General features: G+C 47.1%; 17 protein-coding genes. 13 read left to right on the top strand and 4 right to left on the bottom strand.

What is annotated here, in order from left to right:
- Positions 1 to 384 precede the first annotated feature (384 nt).
- The gene (locus tag ACYQ1O_RS01540; RefSeq protein WP_459989783.1) at positions 385 to 2,385 is read right to left on the bottom strand and encodes a TonB-dependent receptor; all 2,001 of its coding nucleotides are present in this window, start codon (positions 2,383 to 2,385) and stop codon (positions 385 to 387) included.
- Between the two features lie 122 nt (positions 2,386 to 2,507).
- Positions 2,508 to 2,999 (bottom strand): transcriptional repressor, encoded by a 492-nt coding sequence (locus ACYQ1O_RS01535; protein WP_459989781.1) that lies wholly within the window; start codon positions 2,997 to 2,999, stop codon positions 2,508 to 2,510.
- Positions 3,000 to 3,208: 209 nt separating this feature from the next.
- On the opposite strand from ACYQ1O_RS01535, the gene ACYQ1O_RS01530 reads away from it, so the two are divergent.
- From ACYQ1O_RS01530 to glmS, 11 genes are all read left to right on the top strand, one after another.
- Complete coding sequence (locus tag ACYQ1O_RS01530) at positions 3,209 to 3,568, top strand: ATP synthase subunit I (protein WP_459989780.1); 360 nt, start codon at positions 3,209 to 3,211, stop codon at positions 3,566 to 3,568.
- A 28-nt stretch (positions 3,569 to 3,596) separates the two neighbouring features.
- The gene (gene atpB / locus ACYQ1O_RS01525) at positions 3,597 to 4,373 is read left to right on the top strand and encodes a F0F1 ATP synthase subunit A (RefSeq protein WP_459989779.1); all 777 of its coding nucleotides are present in this window, start codon (positions 3,597 to 3,599) and stop codon (positions 4,371 to 4,373) included.
- Between the two features lie 44 nt (positions 4,374 to 4,417).
- Positions 4,418 to 4,705, top strand: coding sequence for a F0F1 ATP synthase subunit C (gene atpE / locus ACYQ1O_RS01520; protein ID WP_459989778.1), 288 nt, complete (start codon positions 4,418 to 4,420; stop codon positions 4,703 to 4,705).
- A gap of 40 nt (positions 4,706 to 4,745) precedes the next feature.
- Entirely contained in the window at positions 4,746 to 5,216 is a 471-nt protein-coding gene (locus ACYQ1O_RS01515; protein WP_459989777.1) for a F0F1 ATP synthase subunit B, read from the top strand.
- Positions 5,217 to 5,228: 12 nt separating this feature from the next.
- Complete coding sequence (locus tag ACYQ1O_RS01510; RefSeq protein WP_459989776.1) at positions 5,229 to 5,762, top strand: F0F1 ATP synthase subunit delta; 534 nt, start codon at positions 5,229 to 5,231, stop codon at positions 5,760 to 5,762.
- A gap of 16 nt (positions 5,763 to 5,778) precedes the next feature.
- The gene (gene atpA, locus ACYQ1O_RS01505) at positions 5,779 to 7,320 is read left to right on the top strand and encodes a F0F1 ATP synthase subunit alpha (protein WP_459989775.1); all 1,542 of its coding nucleotides are present in this window, start codon (positions 5,779 to 5,781) and stop codon (positions 7,318 to 7,320) included.
- A gap of 12 nt (positions 7,321 to 7,332) precedes the next feature.
- Positions 7,333 to 8,196, top strand: coding sequence for a F0F1 ATP synthase subunit gamma (gene atpG, locus ACYQ1O_RS01500; RefSeq protein WP_459989774.1), 864 nt, complete (start codon positions 7,333 to 7,335; stop codon positions 8,194 to 8,196).
- A gap of 52 nt (positions 8,197 to 8,248) precedes the next feature.
- Positions 8,249 to 9,631 carry a F0F1 ATP synthase subunit beta gene (atpD, locus tag ACYQ1O_RS01495; protein ID WP_459989773.1) on the top strand — a complete coding sequence of 461 codons (1,383 nt, stop codon included), beginning with the start codon at positions 8,249 to 8,251 and terminating at the stop codon, positions 9,629 to 9,631.
- Between the two features lie 20 nt (positions 9,632 to 9,651).
- Positions 9,652 to 10,074: a F0F1 ATP synthase subunit epsilon gene (locus ACYQ1O_RS01490; RefSeq protein ID WP_459989772.1), complete on the top strand. Its 423-nt coding sequence runs from the start codon at positions 9,652 to 9,654 to the stop codon at positions 10,072 to 10,074.
- A gap of 83 nt (positions 10,075 to 10,157) precedes the next feature.
- Positions 10,158 to 11,528 (top strand): bifunctional UDP-N-acetylglucosamine diphosphorylase/glucosamine-1-phosphate N-acetyltransferase GlmU, encoded by a 1,371-nt coding sequence (glmU, locus tag ACYQ1O_RS01485; RefSeq protein ID WP_459989771.1) that lies wholly within the window; start codon positions 10,158 to 10,160, stop codon positions 11,526 to 11,528.
- Between the two features lies 1 nt (position 11,529).
- Complete coding sequence (gene glmS, locus ACYQ1O_RS01480) at positions 11,530 to 13,359, top strand: glutamine--fructose-6-phosphate transaminase (isomerizing) (protein ID WP_459989770.1); 1,830 nt, start codon at positions 11,530 to 11,532, stop codon at positions 13,357 to 13,359.
- A 61-nt stretch (positions 13,360 to 13,420) separates the two neighbouring features.
- On the opposite strand, the gene ACYQ1O_RS01475 is transcribed toward glmS, so the two are convergent.
- On the bottom strand, positions 13,421 to 14,458 hold the full coding sequence (locus ACYQ1O_RS01475; protein ID WP_459989769.1) for a response regulator: 1,038 nt from the start codon (positions 14,456 to 14,458) through the stop codon (positions 13,421 to 13,423).
- A 3-nt stretch (positions 14,459 to 14,461) separates the two neighbouring features.
- The gene (locus ACYQ1O_RS01470; protein WP_459989767.1) at positions 14,462 to 18,646 is read right to left on the bottom strand and encodes a PAS domain S-box protein; all 4,185 of its coding nucleotides are present in this window, start codon (positions 18,644 to 18,646) and stop codon (positions 14,462 to 14,464) included.
- A 282-nt stretch (positions 18,647 to 18,928) separates the two neighbouring features.
- On the opposite strand from ACYQ1O_RS01470, the gene ACYQ1O_RS01465 reads away from it, so the two are divergent.
- Both ACYQ1O_RS01465 and ACYQ1O_RS01460 read left to right on the top strand, forming a co-directional pair.
- Complete coding sequence (locus ACYQ1O_RS01465) at positions 18,929 to 19,654, top strand: DUF445 domain-containing protein (protein WP_459989765.1); 726 nt, start codon at positions 18,929 to 18,931, stop codon at positions 19,652 to 19,654.
- Positions 19,654 to 20,427: an alpha/beta fold hydrolase gene (locus tag ACYQ1O_RS01460; RefSeq protein ID WP_459989764.1), complete on the top strand. Its 774-nt coding sequence runs from the start codon at positions 19,654 to 19,656 to the stop codon at positions 20,425 to 20,427. The genes ACYQ1O_RS01465 and ACYQ1O_RS01460 overlap by 1 nt, the downstream gene beginning before the upstream one ends.
- Position 20,428: the final 1 nt, after the last annotated feature.

The raw sequence follows: 20,428 nt of genomic DNA, 5'->3' as shown, positions 1-20,428 counted from the left end.
CCGCAAAAATGATTTTTTGAATGAAGCATTTGGCGGTAAGAGGCGCGTCCCACGTTAATTTTTTATGGGCAGGTATCGGTACAATTCGGGTGATTTTTAATTGGTTCATGATAATGTGTGATAGGAATCATATTCGCGCTGCTTTTATGGCACGGAAAGTTTTTCAAGTTGCCAAATTATGGGTTTTAAGCATAAGTCTGTGTTGATGGATCTTGAACTGGACATAAGGGGATTGCCGTTACTGGTACTGATAAAGGAATGAAACCGGAGAGAAACCCCCTTTATCCACAAATTACGGCAATCCGCTTAGGCCCAGAGCCATTCCTTGCTTTTTCAATAGGATGGCTATCAGAAATTTGAATCAATACCGTTAAACTTTATGGGTCAATAAGTCACCCTAAGCCCAATCTCCGCGCCTCTGCCAAGTTCCGGCGCAAAATTGCGTAAGTATGAAGTCGAGTTGCGGATATTTTCATCCAGCAAGTTATTGCCTTTTGCGAACACCATCACGTCTACGTCTTTGATTTGTTTGATGAGATATTGGGTGCTGAGGTTTAGCTGCACATAGCCCGCGGTGGCGGTGTCGAATGCACCGGGGTGGTCTTGGGCTTCGCCACGGGTTAGGCGTAGGTTGCTGTTCCAGTTGCCTTTGTTGTGGTCGAGTTGGAAGCCGAAGCGTAGCGGCGGCATTCTTGGCACGTCGCCGCCGTTCACGAATTGCCCACGGGTGTAGTCGCTAAACAAGGTTAAATCGACGAGACCGTAGTGGTTTTCCATGAGCGGGAAAATCAATTTGCTTTCGTAGCCCATGAAAGTGGCGTCGGCTTGGCGGGTTTCGACTACGGGCGAGCAAGGTGTATGCGCGGGGCAAACATCGCCGTCTTCGGTGACGAATACGCCGCTGCGTTGTTGGTAGATGTAATCGTTAGCCCAGTTGTGGAACAGGTCGAGTTCGGCGCGAAAGCCGTTGGCGTTGAATTTGTAGCCTAGGTCGAGGTTGTACGAGGTTTCTTCGTGCAGATTGATGTTGCCGACTTCAAAGCTGCGGGTGGCATCGTGGTAGCCATTGGCGAGCAGTTCCTGCACTTGCGGGGCGCGTTGCGAGCGGGTCATGGCGAGGTTGACGCTGTTCTGGTCGTTGATTTTCCACAGGCTGGATGCGGACGCACTGACGGGCAGGTAATTCAGGCTGTTGATGCCATCAGAGGCGATGGTGGTGTCTTCAACGCGCCAGCCGAGTTGGTTGTTGAATGCGCCTAAGTTGAAGGATTCGACTTGAAATACGCCGTAGCTGTTGGTTAAGGATTGCGGCACGATGTGGTCGCCAGTTTCTTTATCAATGGCGGCAAAGTCGCTGGCAATGGCTTGGAAACCTAATGCGCCGTGCAAGCCAGCAATGGGTTTGTGAGTGAGTTCCAAGCGGCTTTCGTAGGTTTTATTGGTGAAAAACGCCGCTGCCACGCCGTTCGGTACTTCGGTGTGTTGGTAGTCGGTGTAGCCTAATTTCATGCGTAGGGATTCGGCAAACGCGAACGGATTTTTCAGCTCACTTTTAAAATCGTATTTGCTTTGTTTCATGTCGATGCGGGTGATTTCGCCGCCTGTGCCGTCAGGGGCGATGCCGTAGTTGTTTTCTAAGCGGTTGATGGAAATGCCCGCAAAGCCAGGATCGCCAATTAACGACAAGCCCGCCGAGCCGCTGATGGCATCGCTGCTGCTGTTATTGATGAAGCCTTTGCTGTTTTGCAAAACATCGGGCAAGGTCGGGTCAACTTGCCGTGCAGCGTTAACGTCGATAGCGTTGCCGCCAATATCAACGTTGCCACGGTCGCGGAAAAAGCCGTCGATATGGTAGGCAATATTGCCTTTGCCGCCTTCGGCTTTCATGGTGGTGGCGGTTTCGTTGGAGACCGAATCGAAGCGTTGTTCTAATGCGCCGCCAAGTAGTTTTTCTGGCAGTTTTTCGGCAATGCGGTTGTCGATGACGTTGACTACGCCGCCGATTGCACCGCTGCCATATAACAACGTTGCAGGGCCGCGCAGGACTTCAATGCGCTCTGCAAGTAAGGGTTCGACACTGGTGGCGTGGTCGGGGCTAAGCGCGGAAGCGTCATTGGCGCCAATGCCGTTATTCAGCACCCGCACCCGTGGTCCGCTTTGCCCGCGTATCACGGGCGTGCCGACACCTGGGCCGAACGATTGGCTGGTGATGCCGAGTTCGTTTTTTAGGGTTTCGCCAATGCTGTGACCCACTTTTAGGCGGAGTTCGTCTTCGCTTAATACCGTAACAGGGGTAGTGGTGTCGTCGAGTTTCTTTTCCAGCGGCGCGGACACAATGATCTCATCAAGTTCTTGCGGTTTGTCGAGAGCGTTTGCTGCGTTCATGCATAAACTTTGAACGATAATTAGGTAAGTGATTTTGGGCTTCATAAGGGGTGGCAAGTAGGTATGAAAGAAATGTTATAACATTACATTTATATGACAAAGGTTGGTTGTGATTTTGTCGTTTAATGTTCGTCGGTTTGGATAGGTTCGTTGGATTGTGCGCAGTTGCCACAAATGCCTTGTATTTCAATAGCTTTGCTGTGGGCTGTAAAGTGTGCAGAGATGAGTTCCGCAGATAATGCCTGCAGCATGATTTCTGGTGTCCGCTCTTCAACTTGGTGGCATTGTTTGCAAATAAGCAGTAGCTGTTCGTGGCTTTGCCCTGAGCAGCGGCAGCCAATGAAGGCGTTCAGGCTTTCGACGCGGTGAATCAGGCCTTGGGCAATCAGAAAATCTAAAGCACGGTAGATGGTGGCAGGCTTTGCGGCGGTGTTTAAGGGTTTAATCCGGTCAAGCAAGTCATAGGCCTTGACTGCTTTGTGGTTTTCCCAAATAAGGGCAAGCACTTGTTGCCGGATGGGTGTTAATTGCACGCCTCTTTTTGTACAAAGGTGTGAGGCGGTAATCAAAGCATGATCTATGCAGTGCTGGTGGTCGTGTGTTTGGGGGTGCATCGCTAATTGTATAGGAAAGCTGATTTGGATGTAATGTTATATTATCACAATTAAATGTCAATGCAGGGTTGTGTGTTTTTTTCAGGGCTTGTTGTGAGATTGTTGTTGGTGCAGGTTTATGCTGTGTCTTGTTGGGGCAAAACAATCTGCCATTGATTTAATCATGGTCGCTAGCTATAATCCTCTAGCTTTTGCATTTGGAGTAATACATGGCAGATAGGTTTTTTGCTACTGTCAGTAAAGTTCTGGTTGCTCAATTTATGGTCATTGTCTGGGTTGCTGGTGTGTTTATGTTGGTATACGGCGGGCAACAGGCTAAGGCGGCTGCAGTAGGTGGAATGGCAGCGCTAGTACCTAATATATATTTCGCATGGCGGATAAGTCGGTCTGCTGGGCTTGAGGCTAGAAAGGTCGTCAGGTCTTTTTATACGGGCGAATCTGGCAAGTTGCTGATGACTGCGGCAATTTTTGCCATTATCTTCCAAGTGCCTAATTTAGATATTTTGCCGCTACTGGTCGGATATGTGGCAGTATTATCAGTTTTCTGGTTTGCGCTATTAATGCGTTAACATAATTTAATTTGCAAAGAGAGGAACGATGGCTACCGAAGCTCATGCCGCCGAAGGTGCAACTGGTTATATTATTCATCACTTAACTCCGCTTCACGTGGGTGAGGGTTTTTGGACGCTGAATCTTGATACTCTGTTTTTTTCGGCATTTTTAGGTGGTTTGTTTGTTTGGTTTTTTAAAAACGCTGCCGAAAAAGCCACAGCGGGTGTGCCAAGCCTGACACAGGCTTTTGCTGAAATGTTGATAGACTTTGTCGATACACAAGTTAAAGATAGTTTTCATGGGCATAGCAAGCTGATCGCGCCTTTGGCGTTGACTATTTTTTGCTGGGTTTTTCTCTGGAACTTCATGGACTTGTTCCCAGTAGATATTCTGCCGCTGATTGGGTCGTTAATGGGTGTCGAATATTTGCGGGTTGTTCCAAGTACTGATTTGAACGCCACTTTTGCCATGTCAATATCGGTGTTCTTCCTGATTATTTTTTACAGCATCAAAATCAAAGGTCCATGGGGCTTTGCAAAAGAGTTGATGTTCCAGCCTTTTGGCCCATGGTTGTTGCCTTTTAATTTGTTGTTGAAGCTGGTTGAAGAATTTGCTAAGCCGATCTCATTGGCGCTGCGGTTGTTCGGTAACCTATATGCAGGGGAGTTAATTTTTATCCTTATCGCATTGTTACCTTGGATGATTCAGCCCATCTTAAGTTTTCCTTGGGCGATCTTTCATATCCTGATTATCACCTTGCAAGCGTTCATATTTATGGTGTTGACAATTGTCTACCTAAGTATGGCGCACGAAGACCACTAGTTTTTTAACTGCTATTTATAATTAACGATACGTTTGGAGGTATCATGGAAATTGCATCATTGATTGCTGATGTACAAGGTATGACTGCTATTGCGGTGGGTCTGGTTTTAGGTATGGGTGCGTTGGGAACAGCGATAGGCTTCGGTCTGTTGGGTGGTAAGTTCCTGGAAGGTGCGGCTCGTCAACCTGAAATGGTACCTATGCTGCAAGTAAAAATGTTCGTTGTTGCAGGTCTTTTGGACGCGGTAACAATGATCGGTGTTGGTTTGGCTCTGTTCTTCACATTTGCTAACCCATTCCTGTCTGCTGTGACAGCGGCTGCTGCTGGTTAATCGCCACGCATTCTAACTATTAAGAAAAGAGGAACGCATCGTGAGTATCAATGCTACTCTGATTGGGCAAATGATTACCTTTGCACTTCTGGTATGGTTTACCATGAAGTACATCTGGCCTCCTTTATTTGACTCTTTGGAAGAACGCAGAAAGAAGATTGCTGAAGGTTTGGCTCAAGCCGAAAAAGGCCAAGAAGAGATGCGTTTGGCTGAACAAAAAGCCAAAAGTGTTTTGAAAGAAGCCAAAGAACAATCCTCAGAAATCGTCAATCTGGCGCAAAAAAGAGCCAATGAGCTTGTAGAGGAATCGAAAGAGCTGGCTAAGAAAGAAGGTGAGCGCATGATTTTTGCCGCTCAAGCGCAAATTGAACAAGAAATGCAACAAGCTAAAGAAAATTTACGTCAAGAAGTTGCGTCATTGGCATTAAGTGCCGCTGAGCAAATTTTAGGTGCGGAAATTGACTCTGGCAAACACCAAGACATCATCAATAAAGTTTCTAACCAGCTATAGGAATCTCCCATCATGAGCGAATTGGCAACAATGGCAAGGCCTTACGCTGCTGCGGTGTTTAAGCGGGCAAAAGAAACAGGTTCTGCAGAACAATGGTCTGAAACTTTGGCGTTTATGTCCTCTGTGTTGGGAAGCGAAGAAATCTCTACAGTTATCGACAACCCTAAGATAAGTAAGAAAAGCCTGCTTCAGCTGATGCAGGATATTTGCCAAAGCTATGCTGAAGGTGAAGCCGGTAATTTTTTGAAGTTGCTGGTTGCCAATGGTCGGTTGAATTTATTGCCATCAATTACTGAGCTTTTTGAAGCCTTCAAGGCAGATGAAGAAGGTTATGTCGATGTTGAAGTTTGTACCGCTTATGAGCTTTCAGAAGAAGCAAAACAAGCTTTTTCAGAAAAGCTCGAAATAACGTTAAGTAAAAAAATCCATATGAATGTTACGCTGGACCCATCATTAATAGGTGGTGTTCTGGTGCGGGCAGGCGACCGAGTGATTGATGGCTCGATTAGGGGCCAGCTACAACACATGCAAAAGTCTCTACAATGAGAGTGAGAAAAAGCACATGCAATTAAACCCATCTGAAATTAGTGATCTGATAAAAAAGAAGATCGAAAACTTCGACATGAGTGCCGAAGCGCATACTGAAGGTACAGTTGTCAGTGTAACTGACGGTATTGTCAGGATTTATGGTCTTTCGGAAGCCATGCAAGGCGAGATGCTTGAATTCCCTGGCAATACTTTCGGGATGGCACTTAACCTTGAAAGGGATTCAGTGGGTGCCGTAGTGTTAGGTTCATACCAGCACATTTCCGAAGGCGACACTGTAAAATGTACCGGAAAGATTTTGGAAGTACCTGTTGGTGAAGCTTTGCTAGGACGCGTTGTGGACGCACTTGGTAATCCAATCGACGGTAAAGGCGCAGTAGAAACTACTCAAACGTCTCCTGTCGAAAAGATTGCACCAGGCGTAATTGCCCGTCAATCGGTAGACCAGCCTGTGCAAACGGGTTTAAAGTCAATTGACGCAATGATTCCAATCGGTCGCGGTCAACGTGAGTTGATTATTGGTGACCGTCAAACAGGAAAAACAGCGATTGCAATTGACGCTATCATCAACCAAAAAGGCACAGGTATTAAATGTATCTATGTGGCTATTGGTCAAAAACGTTCGTCAATTGCTAACGTTGTTCGCAAGTTGGAAGAACACGATGCTTTGGCTCACACCATCATTGTTGTAGCTTCTGCATCTGAATCAGCTGCATTGCAATTTATCGCTCCGTATACAGGCTGTGCCATGGGCGAATACTTCCGCGATCAAGGCGAAGATGCATTGATTATTTATGACGATTTGACCAAGCAAGCTTGGGCGTACCGTCAAGTTTCATTGTTGCTGCGCCGTCCGCCAGGTCGTGAAGCGTACCCTGGTGACGTATTCTACTTGCATTCTCGTTTATTGGAACGCGCTGCGCGTATCAATGCCGAAGAAGTAGAAAGGTTGACAGAGGGTCGGGTTAAAGGCAAAACAGGATCTTTAACTGCTCTGCCAATTATCGAAACACAAGGTGGTGACGTATCGGCTTTCGTACCAACTAACGTAATTTCGATTACTGACGGTCAGATTTTCTTGGAAAGTAATCTTTTCAACTCCGGTATCCGTCCCGCTGTTAATGCTGGTTTGTCCGTTTCGCGAGTTGGTGGTGCTGCACAGACTAAAATTATCAAAAAGTTAGGTGGTGGTACTCGTCTTGATTTGGCTCAATATCGCGAGTTGGCTGCATTTGCCCAGTTTGCATCTGATTTGGATGAAAGCACTCGTAAGCAAATCGAGCGGGGTCAACGTGTTACCGAGTTGATGAAGCAAAACCAATATTCACCGATGTCAGTTGCACAAATGGCGGTTTCATTATTTGCAGCCAACGAAGGTTTCTTGGATAGCGTAGAAGTTAGCAAGGTGTTGGATTTTGAAGCAGCGCTGCAATCCTATATGAAGTCTGAACATGCTGAATTGATGGCAACCATCAATGCAACAGGTGATTTTAGTAGTGACATTAGCACTGGCATCAGAACTGCGATTGAAACTTTCGTTAAAACTCATAGTTGGTAGAAGGGTCTTCAAATGGCTGTTGGTAAAGAAATACGCACCAAGATTGGGAGTATAAAAAATACTCAAAAGATCACTCGCGCAATGGAGATGGTTGCTGCGAGTAAAATGCGTAAAACAAAAGACAGAATGCAGGCAACACGCCCTTACTCAAAAAAAATTGCTCAGATAATCAAACATTTGTCGCATGCCAATCCTGAGTATAAACATCCATTTTTAACTCAGCGCGAAGTAAAGCGTGTTGGGTTGATTGTGATTAGCTCTGATCGCGGTCTTTGTGGTGGCTTAAACTCGAATTTGTTCAGAAAAACCTTGATGCATCTGCAGCAATGGGAAAAAGACAATATTGAGGTTGATGTTTGTGCAATTGGATCTAAGGCTTCGAGCTTTTTCGGAGGTCTTAAGGTTAGTTTTGTGGGACAAGTAAGCAAATTGGGTGACACTCCTCACCTAAACGACATTGTTGGTGTTATCAAGATTATGTTGGATGCTTATGAGGAAGGCAAAATTGACGAGCTGCATGTGGTTAGCAATGAGTTTGTTAATACCATGACTCAACGGCCATCAGTAGAAAAACTGTTGCCAGTTAGTGCGGCTGAGTTGGATGGCAATTTGAGCGGGCATTGGGATTATATTTATGAACCTGATGCAAAAGAGGTTCTGGATCATTTGTTAAGCCGCTATGTCGAATCTATTGTTTATCAAGGATTGGTCGAGAATAATGCTTGTGAACAAGCAGCCAGAATGGTGGCAATGAAAAGTGCTTCAGATAACGCCGGAAACCTTATTAAAGAATTGCAACTGGTTTATAACAAAGCCAGGCAAGCGGCAATTACCCAAGAAATTTCAGAAATTGTCGCTGGTGCCGCAGCCGTTTAAGCCCTATTAACAAGCCCAAGTAAAACGAATTATATTTTAAGAGGACAACTCAATGAGTTCGGGTAAAATCGTTCAGATTATTGGCGCAGTCGTTGACGTGGAATTTCCACGCGAAGGCTTGCCAAAAGTATATGATGCCTTAGTCGTAGAAGGTAAAGATTTGGTGCTGGAAGTTCAGCAACAATTAGGTGATGGCGTTGTTAGGACAATCGCCATGGGTAGCACCGATGGTTTAAGCAGAGGCCTTGCTGCTGCCAATACCAGCGCGCCTATTTCGGTACCGGTTGGTCAAGAAACACTGGGCCGTATTATGAACGTATTAGGCCAGCCTATTGATGAAAAAGGCCCAATTGGCGAAAAAGTCAAATGGGGCATCCATCGTGAAGCACCAAGCTACGCAGAGCAAGCTGCTGCTAACGAATTATTGGAAACAGGCATTAAAGTTATCGACTTGGTTTGCCCGTTCTCCAAAGGTGGTAAAGTTGGTCTGTTCGGTGGTGCGGGTGTAGGCAAGACCGTTAACATGATGGAATTGATCCGTAACATCGCGATTGAACACAGCGGTTATTCGGTATTCGCTGGTGTAGGTGAGCGTACTCGTGAGGGTAACGACTTCTATCACGAAATGACAGATTCAAACGTTATCGACAAAGTATCGTTGGTATACGGTCAAATGAACGAGCCTCCAGGAAACAGATTACGTGTGGCGTTGACAGGTTTGACCATGGCGGAATATTTCCGTGATGAAGGTCGTGACGTATTGTTCTTCGTTGATAACATTTATCGCTATACCTTGGCGGGTACTGAAGTATCAGCGTTGTTAGGCCGTATGCCTTCAGCGGTAGGTTACCAGCCAACTTTAGCGGAAGAAATGGGTGTTCTACAAGAACGTATTACTTCAACTAAAACCGGTTCTATTACCTCTATCCAAGCAGTTTATGTACCAGCTGACGACTTAACAGACCCGTCACCAGCTACGACTTTCGCGCATTTGGATGCTACCGTGGTATTGTCTCGTCAAATTGCCGAATTAGGTATTTACCCTGCGATTGATCCATTAGATTCAACTAGCCGTCAATTAGATCCGCTGGTTATTGGTCAAGAACATTATGATGTTGCCCGTAAAGTGCAAAAAACTTTACAGAGATATAAAGAGTTGCGCGATATTATCGCCATCTTAGGTATGGATGAGTTGTCAGAAGACGATAAATTGATCGTAGCAAGAGCGCGTAAAATTCAACGCTTCTTATCTCAACCATTCTTCGTTGCAGAGGTTTTCACGGGTTCTCCTGGTAAATACGTCTCATTGAAAGATACCATTTCTGGTTTTAAAGGCATTATTGAGGGTGAATACGATGCAATCCCTGAGCAAGCCTTTTACATGGTAGGCACGATTGATGAGGCTTTGGAAAAAGCCAAAACTTTGAAAGGTTAGTAGACGTTTAGGTAAACACCATGACCATGACCGTACATGTAGACATCGTTAGCGCAGAAAAGGAAATTTTTTCCGGATTGGCGGAAATGGTATTTGCTCCTGCTGAGCTTGGCGAAGTCGGTATTTCGCCACGCCACGCGCCGTTTATCACCCGTTTAAACCCAGGTGAAGTACGGGTTAAAGTGAGCGAAAAAGAAAGCTATCCCTTCTTTATTTCCGGTGGTTTGTTGGAGGTTCAGCCCCATTTGGTGACAGTTCTGGCGGATACAGCCATCAGAGCTAAAGATATAGATGAAGCAGCAGCCATTGAAGCTAAAACGAGAGCAGAAGAAGCTTTAGCGGATAAAACCGGTCAAGTCGATTATGAAAGTGCTAAGCTCCAGTTGACACAAGCAATTATGCAACTGAGAACTTTAGACCGATTAAGACGGCGCGGCGAATAGTCGGGCGTAAAGCCCCTACCCTAAAAGCCCGATAACGTGCAAACGCTATCGGGCTTTTTTGTTTGACGGAAACAAATACCATTATGCAAATCAACACTATTATTTTAGCTGCCGGAAAAGGGACGCGGATGCGTTCAGACCTCCCTAAAGTGATGCACAAAATTGCTGGTAAGCCATTGCTGCAACACGCTTATGACATGGTTAAACAATTGCCTAATAACCGTATCAGCATAGTCGTTGGACACGGTGCGGAACTTGTAAAACGTGATTTGCATTTTTTTGATGCCATTTGGGTTGAGCAATTGCAGCAACTTGGCACAGGCCATGCCGTACAACAAGCGGCGGGTCAAATTGGCGACGATGATACGGTGCTGATTTTATACGGCGATGTGCCATTGTTAAAATTGGCAACCGTACAACAATTGGTTGCTGATGCCAGTCAGCAGTCGCTCGCTTTACTTACGGTTAACTTGGATGACCCAAGCGGATACGGCAGAATAGTTCGTGATGCCAACGGACTGGTCAGAAAAATAGTCGAACAAAAAGATGCGACTGCAGCTGAAAAAGAGATTGCAGAAGTCAATACTGGTATCTTGGCAGTGTATGGTGCCCAATTAAAACAATGGCTGATGCAATTGGGTAACAACAACGCCCAAGGCGAATATTACCTGACTGATATTATTGAAATGGCGGTAGCTGATGGCGTAGCCATTAAAACTAGCCAACCTGCCACAAGCAGCGAAGTGCTGGGTGTGAATAACAGAATCCAATTGAGCCAATTGGAGCGTGTTTATCAGCAAGAACAAGCGCAATTGTTAATGGAACAAGGTGTAAGTTTGGCTGATCCGAACCGTTTCGATTTGCGGGGTACCATCAGTCAACTAGGACAAGATATTGAAATTGACATCAACGTCATTTTGGAAGGCCAAATCAGCATCGGTAACAATGTCAAAATTGGCGCAAACAGCCAGATAAAAAATTCAGTGATTGGCGATCATGTTGAAATATTAGCCAATTGCGTGATCGAAGATGCGGTTGTCGGACAAGGCTCCCGAATCGGTCCCTTTGCTAGGTTAAGGCCAGAGACGGTATTAGGACATCACGTCCATATCGGCAATTTTGTTGAAATCAAAAAAGCCTCAGTTGCAGAAAACAGTAAAATCAATCACTTAAGTTATGTGGGTGATGCCACAATCGGCAGCAACGTCAATATTGGCGCGGGTACGATCACTTGCAATTACGATGGCGTAAACAAGTTTAGGACGGTGATTGAAGACGGTGCTTTTATTGGTTCGGATACACAATTGGTTGCTCCGGTTACGGTCGGCAAAAATGCGACGATTGGCGCCGGGTCAACGATCACTAAAGATACGCCTGCGGATCAATTAACCTTAAGCCGCGTCAAACAGCTTTCTATTGCCGGCTGGCAGCGTCCTGTCAAAAAGGAAAAATAATATGTGTGGAATTGTTGGCGGTGTCGCCCAACGCAACGTCGTACCCATTCTGCTTGAAGGTTTGCGTCGCTTAGAATATCGCGGTTATGACTCCGCAGGACTGGCGGTAATTAACCAACAACAAATCTTCCGTAAACGTGAAGTGGGTAAAGTGAAAGGCTTGGAAGCTTTGCTAAAAGCCGAGCCGGTCGGCGGGCAAATTGGTATTGCCCACACGCGCTGGGCTACCCACGGCAAGCCTTCCACCGCCAACGCCCATCCGCATGTTAGCCGCGACAATGTCGCTATTGTCCACAATGGCATTATCGAAAACCATGAACAACTGCGAGCAAAACAGATTCAGCAAGGCTTTGAGTTTACTTCTGAAACCGACACCGAAGTGGTGGTGCATGAGATTTGCCAAGCCTTAGAAACCAGCGGTGACTTGCTTGCCGCCGTCAAAGCGTCTGTAAAAAACCTGCACGGGGCTTACGCTCTCGGCATTATGAGCATTACCGATCCCAACACCTTGGTGGCCTGCCGTAAAGGGAGTCCCTTAGTAATTGGCATTGGTATCGGCGAATATTTCATTGCTTCCGATGTTGCCGCGCTTTTGCCCGTCACCCAGCGGTTTATTTTTTTGGAAGATGGTGATATTGCGGCATTAACCATTGATGGCTACCAGATCTACAATGAGCATGACCAACTGGTCGAGCGCCCCATTAAAGAAAGCCAGCTTAAGTCCGATTCCGTCGATAAGGGCCATTATCGCCACTATATGCTCAAAGAAATTTACGAGCAGCCGTTTGCCATTTCGCAAACTTTGGAAGGTCGCTTCGTTAATAGCCACCTGCAAGAAAATACCTTTGGGCATAATGCTGCTGAAATTTTTGATAACGTCAAATCAGTGCAGATTCTTGCTTGCGGTACCAGTTACCACGCCGGATTGGTCGCGCGTTATTGGTTTGAAGAATTGACAGGCATGCCATGCCAAATAGAAGTGGCGAGTGAATTCCGCTATCGCCATCCTGTTATTGCTGACAACACATTAGTGGTGACCATTTCGCAATCCGGCGAAACTGCCGACACGCTTGCTGCCCTTCAGGAAGCAAAAAAACGCGGTGCAAAATACTCATTGGCAATTTGTAACGTACCGGAAAGTTCTTTGGTAAGAGAGTCTGATTTGGTGATGATGACCCGCGCAGGCCCGGAAATCGGCGTGGCTTCAACCAAGGCGTTCACTACGCAATTGGTTACGCTCATGTTGTTGGTGATAGCCATCGGCAGACGCTTTCAGTTGACCGCCATCATGGAGCAAAAAATTACCCGTGAATTGTTCAGCTTGCCTGGAAAAATCGAGCAAGTGTTGAAGCTGAATGAGGAAATCGAAACGTTAGCCGAACAATTTGCCGAAAAACATCACGCCTTATTTTTAGGACGCGGCACACATTATCCGATTGCCATGGAAGGGGCGTTAAAACTAAAGGAAATTTCTTACATCCATGCCGAAGCTTATCCGGCAGGCGAATTAAAACACGGTCCGTTGGCTTTGATTGATGCCGATATGCCGGTGATTACCGTCGCGCCCAACAACAGCTTGTTGGAAAAACTCAAGTCGAATATGCAAGAAGTCAGCGCGCGCGGCGGACAGCTGATTGTGTTTATGGATGAAACCTTAGTGACGTCTAAAGATGCTGACGTGCAAATTGTCAAAGTACCGCCTGTCGGAAACGAAATCTCGCCCATCATCTATACCATTCCGCTGCAATTGCTGGCCTATCATGTGGCCGTATTGAAAGGTACCGATGTTGACCAACCCAGAAACTTAGCCAAGTCAGTAACGGTTGAGTAACCCGCTTTACACCCTTTGCCCTGCATTCCGGTAGTTTTTACCGGAATCGCCTTCTTCCGGATTATTCCTGATTATCCCAATAGTGCTTTTGTTCCAATAGATTGGGCAGTGACTCTAAAAAGGCCTCTACCAAACGTGGCTCAAAATGGATGCCAGCGCTTTCTTTAAAAAAAGCGACGATCTTTTCGATGGACCAAACTTCTTTATAGCTGCGTTTTGCCGACAAGGCATCAAAGACATCGGCAATGGCGGTTATGCGTGCCGCTTCCGGAATATCGGTTCCAGACAAGCCTTGGGGATAGCCTGAACCGTCCCAATGTTCGTGGTGGTGTAGGGCAATTTCAGCCGCCAGTACAAATACAGGCGCATGACTGCACCTTAATATTTCATAACCAATTTGGGCGTGGGCTTTCATGGCTTCGTATTCTTCAGGGCTGTATTTTCCGGTTTTTTTTAAGATAGTATCGGCGATACCTATTTTGCCTATGTCATGCATGGGGGCTGCCAGCTCAAGCAACTCACATTGTTCTTTGGGCCAACCAATGGTTTCTGCCAATAGTCGGCAATAGGCAGCGGTACGCCAGATGTGTGCGCCCGTGTCGGCGTCTTTAAAGCGGCTGGCTTCGCTCAGGATGTGGATGGCGTCAAGATAGCTGGTTTCCAGTTTTTCCGTGCTGACCAACGATAAGTGGGTGCGTACCCTTGCTTGGACGATAGCAGGTGAGATAGGTTTGGTAATGTAATCGACGCAACCGACAGAAAAACCAACTTCTTCGTTAGCTTTTTCGTGCAGCGCCGTCACAAAGATTACAGGCGTGTCTTTAGTCAGCGGATTGGCTTTGATTTGTTGGCAAACTTGATAGCCGTCCATATGGGGCATATGAATGTCCAATAAGATGAGAATCGGTTGGTGTTTATTGATAGCTTGAAGTGCTTCCTCGCCATTGCGGGCATAGACCAAGGAGTAGTCCGTCTTTAAAACTTCGTGCAACAATGCCAAATTGGTGGATTCATCATCCACACATAAGATGGGGCCTTTTCGCTTTGCCATCGCTATTTGGAAAGCATTGGGTTTGGTAAATAAGTTTGCTTTGACCATGGCTTATCCTTGTTCTGTTATGTGCATTGGCAAATTGCCTAGTTCGGATGACTTATATTTTTCTAACTGATCGGCTAGCAAGCGGGTTTGTTGTTCGGCGTCACGAAAATCGAAGTTGTTAATGGCGAAGCGAATTTCGGTTAGCCAAGACTCCGCTAAATATTTTGAAAGCTCTTCCAGTAGTTCTAGGGCTTGGTCAGGAGTGTCTCGGTCTAGGGCGGCAAGTAATTGTGGCAATAAGTTGCTTACTTCGGTTGGGTCAAAATTAGCCGCTAATGACTTCCCGTTGTTTGTACCGATTTGTTGGATAGCTGTCAGGGTGGCGCCCAATATGCTTTCAAAGAGCGGGATGTCGGTTTCCAGTGACTGCTTATCATGTAGTTTTTGCGTAAGTTGCCCCGCCAAGTGGGCGATTTGCAATAACGCCAAATTGCTGGCAGCACCTTTTAATTTATGCAGTAGCAGGCTTACCGCTGCAGTGTCGTTTTGCTGGATGAGTCGACTGATATGTTGTGGAGTGTCGGCGTAGTCGCTGATAAATCGGTACAGGTAATTTTGGTAGGTGTCGGCGTTGTGCCATCGACTTAAACCTAGTGCCATGTCAAGCACGGGAAGCGCTGTTGTGGCGACTGTTGGTGCCTGTTTTGGCTTGACTGCTGCGTGCTGCAGTACGCTGATAAGTTCTTCCACATTAAAAGGTTTTGCTATGAATCCATTCATGCCGGCAGCCAATGCCAAATCTTCCTGCTCTTTAAAGACGCCGGCGGTTAGGGCGATAACCGGTAATGCCTGTAGTTGGCTATGGGCGCGGATTTGCCGGGTGGCTTCGTAACCATCCATGATGGGCATCTGCACATCCATCAGCACTACGTCGATGGCGTCAACCTGTTGCGTTAACCAAATTAATGCTTGCTCACCGTTATGCGCTAAAAAGACTTCCCCCCCTTCTTCTTTAAGATTGAGCGAGGCGACTTCGCAATTGATTTCACTGTCGTCCACCACCAAAATGCGCAACCCGGCAAGACGGTTGCCTTGCTGCGTGATCGGTTGAATTTCCTTAGGGACAAATACGTGGGTCGGTACAGAAAATGGCATGCTGAACCAAAATTCGCTGCCCTTGCCAAGCTCGCTGGAGACGCCCATTTGCCCGCCCATGCGCTTGACCAAATGCAGGCTAATGCTAAGCCCTAAACCTGTGCCGCCAAATTGGCGGGTAATCGAGTTGTCGGCTTGAGAGAATGCTTGGAAGATGTGTTGCAGTTTGTCTTCGCTAATGCCAATACCGCTATCCAATACACTAAAACGCAGTTCGGTGACGGACGCTTTTTTTCTGATAATGTCGATGCCGAGAATAATATTGCCGTGCGCAGTGAACTTGACGGCATTGCTGATAAGGTTAACCAGCACTTGTTCTAGGCGCAAAGCATCGCCTAATAAATAATCGATGCCGCTGGCTTTGTTGCGGATCAGCAATTGCAAATGCTTTTTATGGATGGCAGGCGACATCAGGGTGTTAACTTTACCCAATAGATGGCTGAGCCGGAAGGGTTCGTTAACAATTTCCATTGCCCCCGCTTCAATTTTGGAAAAGTCGAGAATGTCGTTGATGATGGCGAGCAGCGTATCACCTGCCGTATGGATTTTATTGACCAAATCGCGGGTACTGGCGCTCAGTTCGTGTTTTTCTATAATGTGGGTCAAGCCGATAATCGCATTCATGGGCGTGCGGATTTCGTGGCTCATTTTGGCTAAGAAATCGCTTTTGGCTTGGTTGGCGGCTTCGGCAGCTTGCTTGGCGGACAGCAATTCTTGTTCGGTTTGTTTGCGTGAGCTGATGTCGGTTAAAAAGGCCACAAAGCGTGCGGGTTCATCCGCCGTGGCGTCCAAGTAATAGGTGGTGACTTCCACGGCAATAAGCCTGCCATCTTTATGCCGGTTTAGCGTTTCGAAGCGGGCATTGCGGTTTTCCCGCAAGTTTAAGGTTTTAAGGGCAAAATCATGGCTGGGGAAATTGGGGTCGAAATCCGAAACCCTTAATGCCTGCATTTCTTCAAGGCTGTAACCCAGCATTTCACAAGCTTTTTCGTTAGCTTTGAACAATTTGCCAGTCTCTGCATCGACCCAATGGATACCAAAACCGGCTTTGCCCAATGCGTGGAAGGTTTCTTGCAACAGTTGATGGGCGTGTTCCAAGGCGGCGGTCCGAAGTTTTACCAAGTCTTCTAGCTGGCTTCGGTATTGCATTAACTCCCTGTCCATACGTTTTTGGTTGCTGACATCCGTTTGGACGCTGACGTAATGGGTAATGGAGCCATCTTCTTGGCGCAACGGCACAATCAACGCCCATTCGGTATATTCTTCGCCATTTTTGCGCCGGTTATAGAATTCCCCTTGCCAATGCTTGCCTTGGGTCAGGTTTGACCACATGCTGACAAACGTTTTACTTGCCGTTTTTCCCGACGCTAACAAGCGCGGATTTTTGCCCATCACGTCTTCTTTTGAGTAGCCGGTAATACGGCTGAACGAGGCGTTAACGTATTCAATATGGGCTTCGAAGTCTGTAATCAGGATGCTTTCCGGGCTTTGCTCGACGGCTTGCGCCAATTGCCGGATGCGTTGCTGGGCAAGTGCTTGTTTGGTGACATCTTGCAGGGTTCCTAGAGAGCCTAAGGTATTGCCTTGGGCATCGTAATAGCTAAGGCCTTGTTGGCGGACATATTTAATTTGCCCGCTTGGACAGACGAGCTTATGGGTAATGTCATAAGGGGTACGGTTGTTCACCGATGCCTGATAGCTTGCTTTGACGCGTTCAATATCGTCAGGGTGTACGATGTCCAGAAAGGTTTTATAAGAAGGTTGGTCGCGTTTGGGGTCAAGTTCGCAGATGCGGTAAATTTCTTCCGACCAATGCAGTTTTTGACGGACAACATCCATTTCCCAATCGCCAATGTTGGCAATATGTTGGGCGTTTTTTAGCCGTTGTTCGCTGGCTGCCAAGTTGTTTTCAATGACTTTCCGCTCGATGGCAATGCTGGCGAGATGGCTGGCACTGGTCAGCAAGCTGAGCTGTTCTTGGTTGGGTGTTTGCGGATGCGGCCAGTAAATGGCGAACGCACCTAATATATTATCTTTGCGGCCTTTTATGGGTTCTGACCAACAAGCCGCCAGACCCGCTTGGGCGGCAAAGCCTTTGTATTTTTCCCAATAGGGGTGGGCTTGGATGTCATCAACTACCACGCGCTTGCCGGTGATGACGGCAGTGCCGCAAGAGCCTTCACCGATACCGGCAATCATGCCATTAACCGCTTGGGTATAGCTTTGTGGCAGATGCGGTGCGGCTAAGCAGAAAAGCTTGCGGGTTTCGGGTTCGAACAGCATTACCGAGCAAAAGGTTCCCGGTATTTGCGTTTCCAGAGAAGTTGCCAATTGGTTTAGCAGTTCTGGCAATGGTAAGCCGTTAGCTAAGGATTCCAGTAATTCTAAACGGCTGTGCTCTTGCCGTTCAGCTTGTTTGCGCTGGCTGACATCGATACAGATGCCGATAATGGCGGGTTTATTATTAAAATCAAAGCCTCGGCTACTGTTTTCCAGGTCGATGGCTTTGCCGTCTTGCCGCCTGCCAGTAAAGTCAAAACGGGTTTCCGCCACTTGCTTGCTCAGTTTCAAGTCCATTTGCGTGGCGACGGCAGCGTAGTCTGCGGGGTCAATTAAACTTTTTACAGCCACTTTGTTGATAATGTCTTCAGCAGAGCGATAGCCAAAAATATTGGCAAAGCCGGTGTTGACGTATTGTAATTGCCCGTCTTGGATAATATAAACGCCCAACATGGATTGTTCGGTTAAACCGGCAAATTGCGTTTGTAGGCTTTGCAGTTGTTGTTGCAGTTGCCCGTAGTTTGGCTGGGCTGGCGGATTGGCGCGGTCTGCGGGGGTTAGATAGGGCAAGATGTCTTGCAGGCAGGTGTCGGGTGTATAGCCTTGGGCGTAAAGGTGGACAAGGTCTTGCCCGTTAAGCAGCCCCAGCACTTGTTGGTTGCCATCATTAACTTCCACATAACTGTTAGGATGCTGGGACAGAAACAGGGCGGCCCGTTGTATGCTTGATTCTTGTGTTAGTTTTATGGCGGGATGCCGGAAACTGTTATCCAGCAAATCTGAAGGCACATTAAAAGGCTGCGTATCCGTCATGCTATCTTCCTGTACTGCGGTTTGCCGAGTCACTTTGCTTATCCTACCTAACCCACAACAGGATAAGCATCCGATTGTCTTTACCGGTGGGTTTTGGACTGTATCCATATTTCAAAGTCTAGCGGGATTAGCTGGTTTTACAATCCGATAGCACGATTATAGAGAATAATTAATTTACTAAAAGCAACCTTTATGGATTGTTGTTTGGCACGCTTTTAATTGCGCAGCTTTAACGACATAATTTGTCGATTTATCCGTTCATTCGTTATGAGTTGCATATTTATGAGCCACTATTTAAACAACAAAAGCTTTATCACCAATGCCGTTTCGGTACTGGTTGTGCTGTTGGGCTACGTTAGCCCTATCCAACCGGAACTTATCAAATCCATCGGCTACTTTGCCTTGTCGGGTGCCATCACCAACTGGCTGGCCATTTACATGCTGTTCGAAAAAGTACCGTTCTTATACGGTTCCGGGGTGATACCCAACCGATTCCAAGAGTTTAAGGCCTCCATTAAACATCTGATGATGGACCAGTTTTTTACCGCCCAACAAATCGAACAATTTATTGAAACCGAAGAACAGCAAGGCGGCAACAGGCTTAATTTGGAGCCGCTGCTCAACGCCGTCAATTACGACAAAATCTATGAAGGCTTGGTCTCATCCATCATGGCCTCATCGTTTGGCGGCATGTTGATGATGATGGGCGGCGAAGAAGCCTTGTTGCCCTTAAAAGAACCCTTTACCGAAAAAATGCGTGTTACTTTGGCGGACATTGCCGATTCCGAAGGCTTTAAGTCCGCACTTAAACAAGGCTTGGATGCCCATAAAATCAGCTTTGATCTGGTGGACAAAATTGAAGCTGTGATTGACAGGCGGCTTGCCGAACTGACCCCGCAAATGGTCAAAGAAATGGTCGAACTGATAATTCAAGAACACCTGGGCTGGTTGGTGGTTTGGGGTGGTATCTTTGGTGGCCTGATGGGCGCATTGTTCGTCTTCGCCTGATGACAAATTTAGCATTAGCCTTTGAAGAGCTGGGCAACCCCAGTCAACCGCCATTGCTGATCGTACATGGTTTTTTTGCCTCTTCACGCAATTGGCGGCTGATGGCAGAAAAACTGGCGGCGCATTTCCATGTTTACGTCTTGGACATGCGCAACCACGGCGCATCGCCCCAACATCCGCAAATGGATTACCCCGTTATGACCGCCGACGTGCTGGCTTTTCTTGACCGCCACGGCTTGGATTGCGTCAGCCTGATAGGCCACAGCATGGGCGGCAAAATTGCCATGTGGTTTGCCCTGCATTACCCGCATCGCATCGACCGCCTTGTGGTCGCCGACATCGCCCCCGTCAGCTACCAACACAGTTTCGACAACACTATCAACGCCTTAGCCAGCCTGCCGCTGGCGGACATCAGCAACCGCAAACAAGCGGAAATCTGGCTGGCAGAAGGCATCCCGGACCTAAGCTACCGGCAATTCCTGTTGCAAAACCTGGTGTTGCAAGAAGGCAGTTACCGCTGGCGTGTCAACCTGGATATTTTCCAACAAACCGCAGCCAACATCGTCGCCTTCCCCGACACCTATGGCCTACTGCCCTTTTATGGACACGCCTTATTTATCGCCGGAGCGGATTCCGGCTATGTGAATGCCGAAGATTTGGAAGAACTGTTCCCAACCGCCCAGCTAGAATACTTGGCTGACGCAGGGCATTGGCTACACGTCCAACAACCCGCCGCTTTTTACCAGCGGGTGATGGGGTTTTTGCTGGGGTAAT

Source organism: Methylosoma difficile (assembly GCF_054657615.1).
The sequence above is the reverse complement of the archived record's forward strand: the minus strand, read 5'-3'. Positions and strand labels throughout refer to the sequence as shown.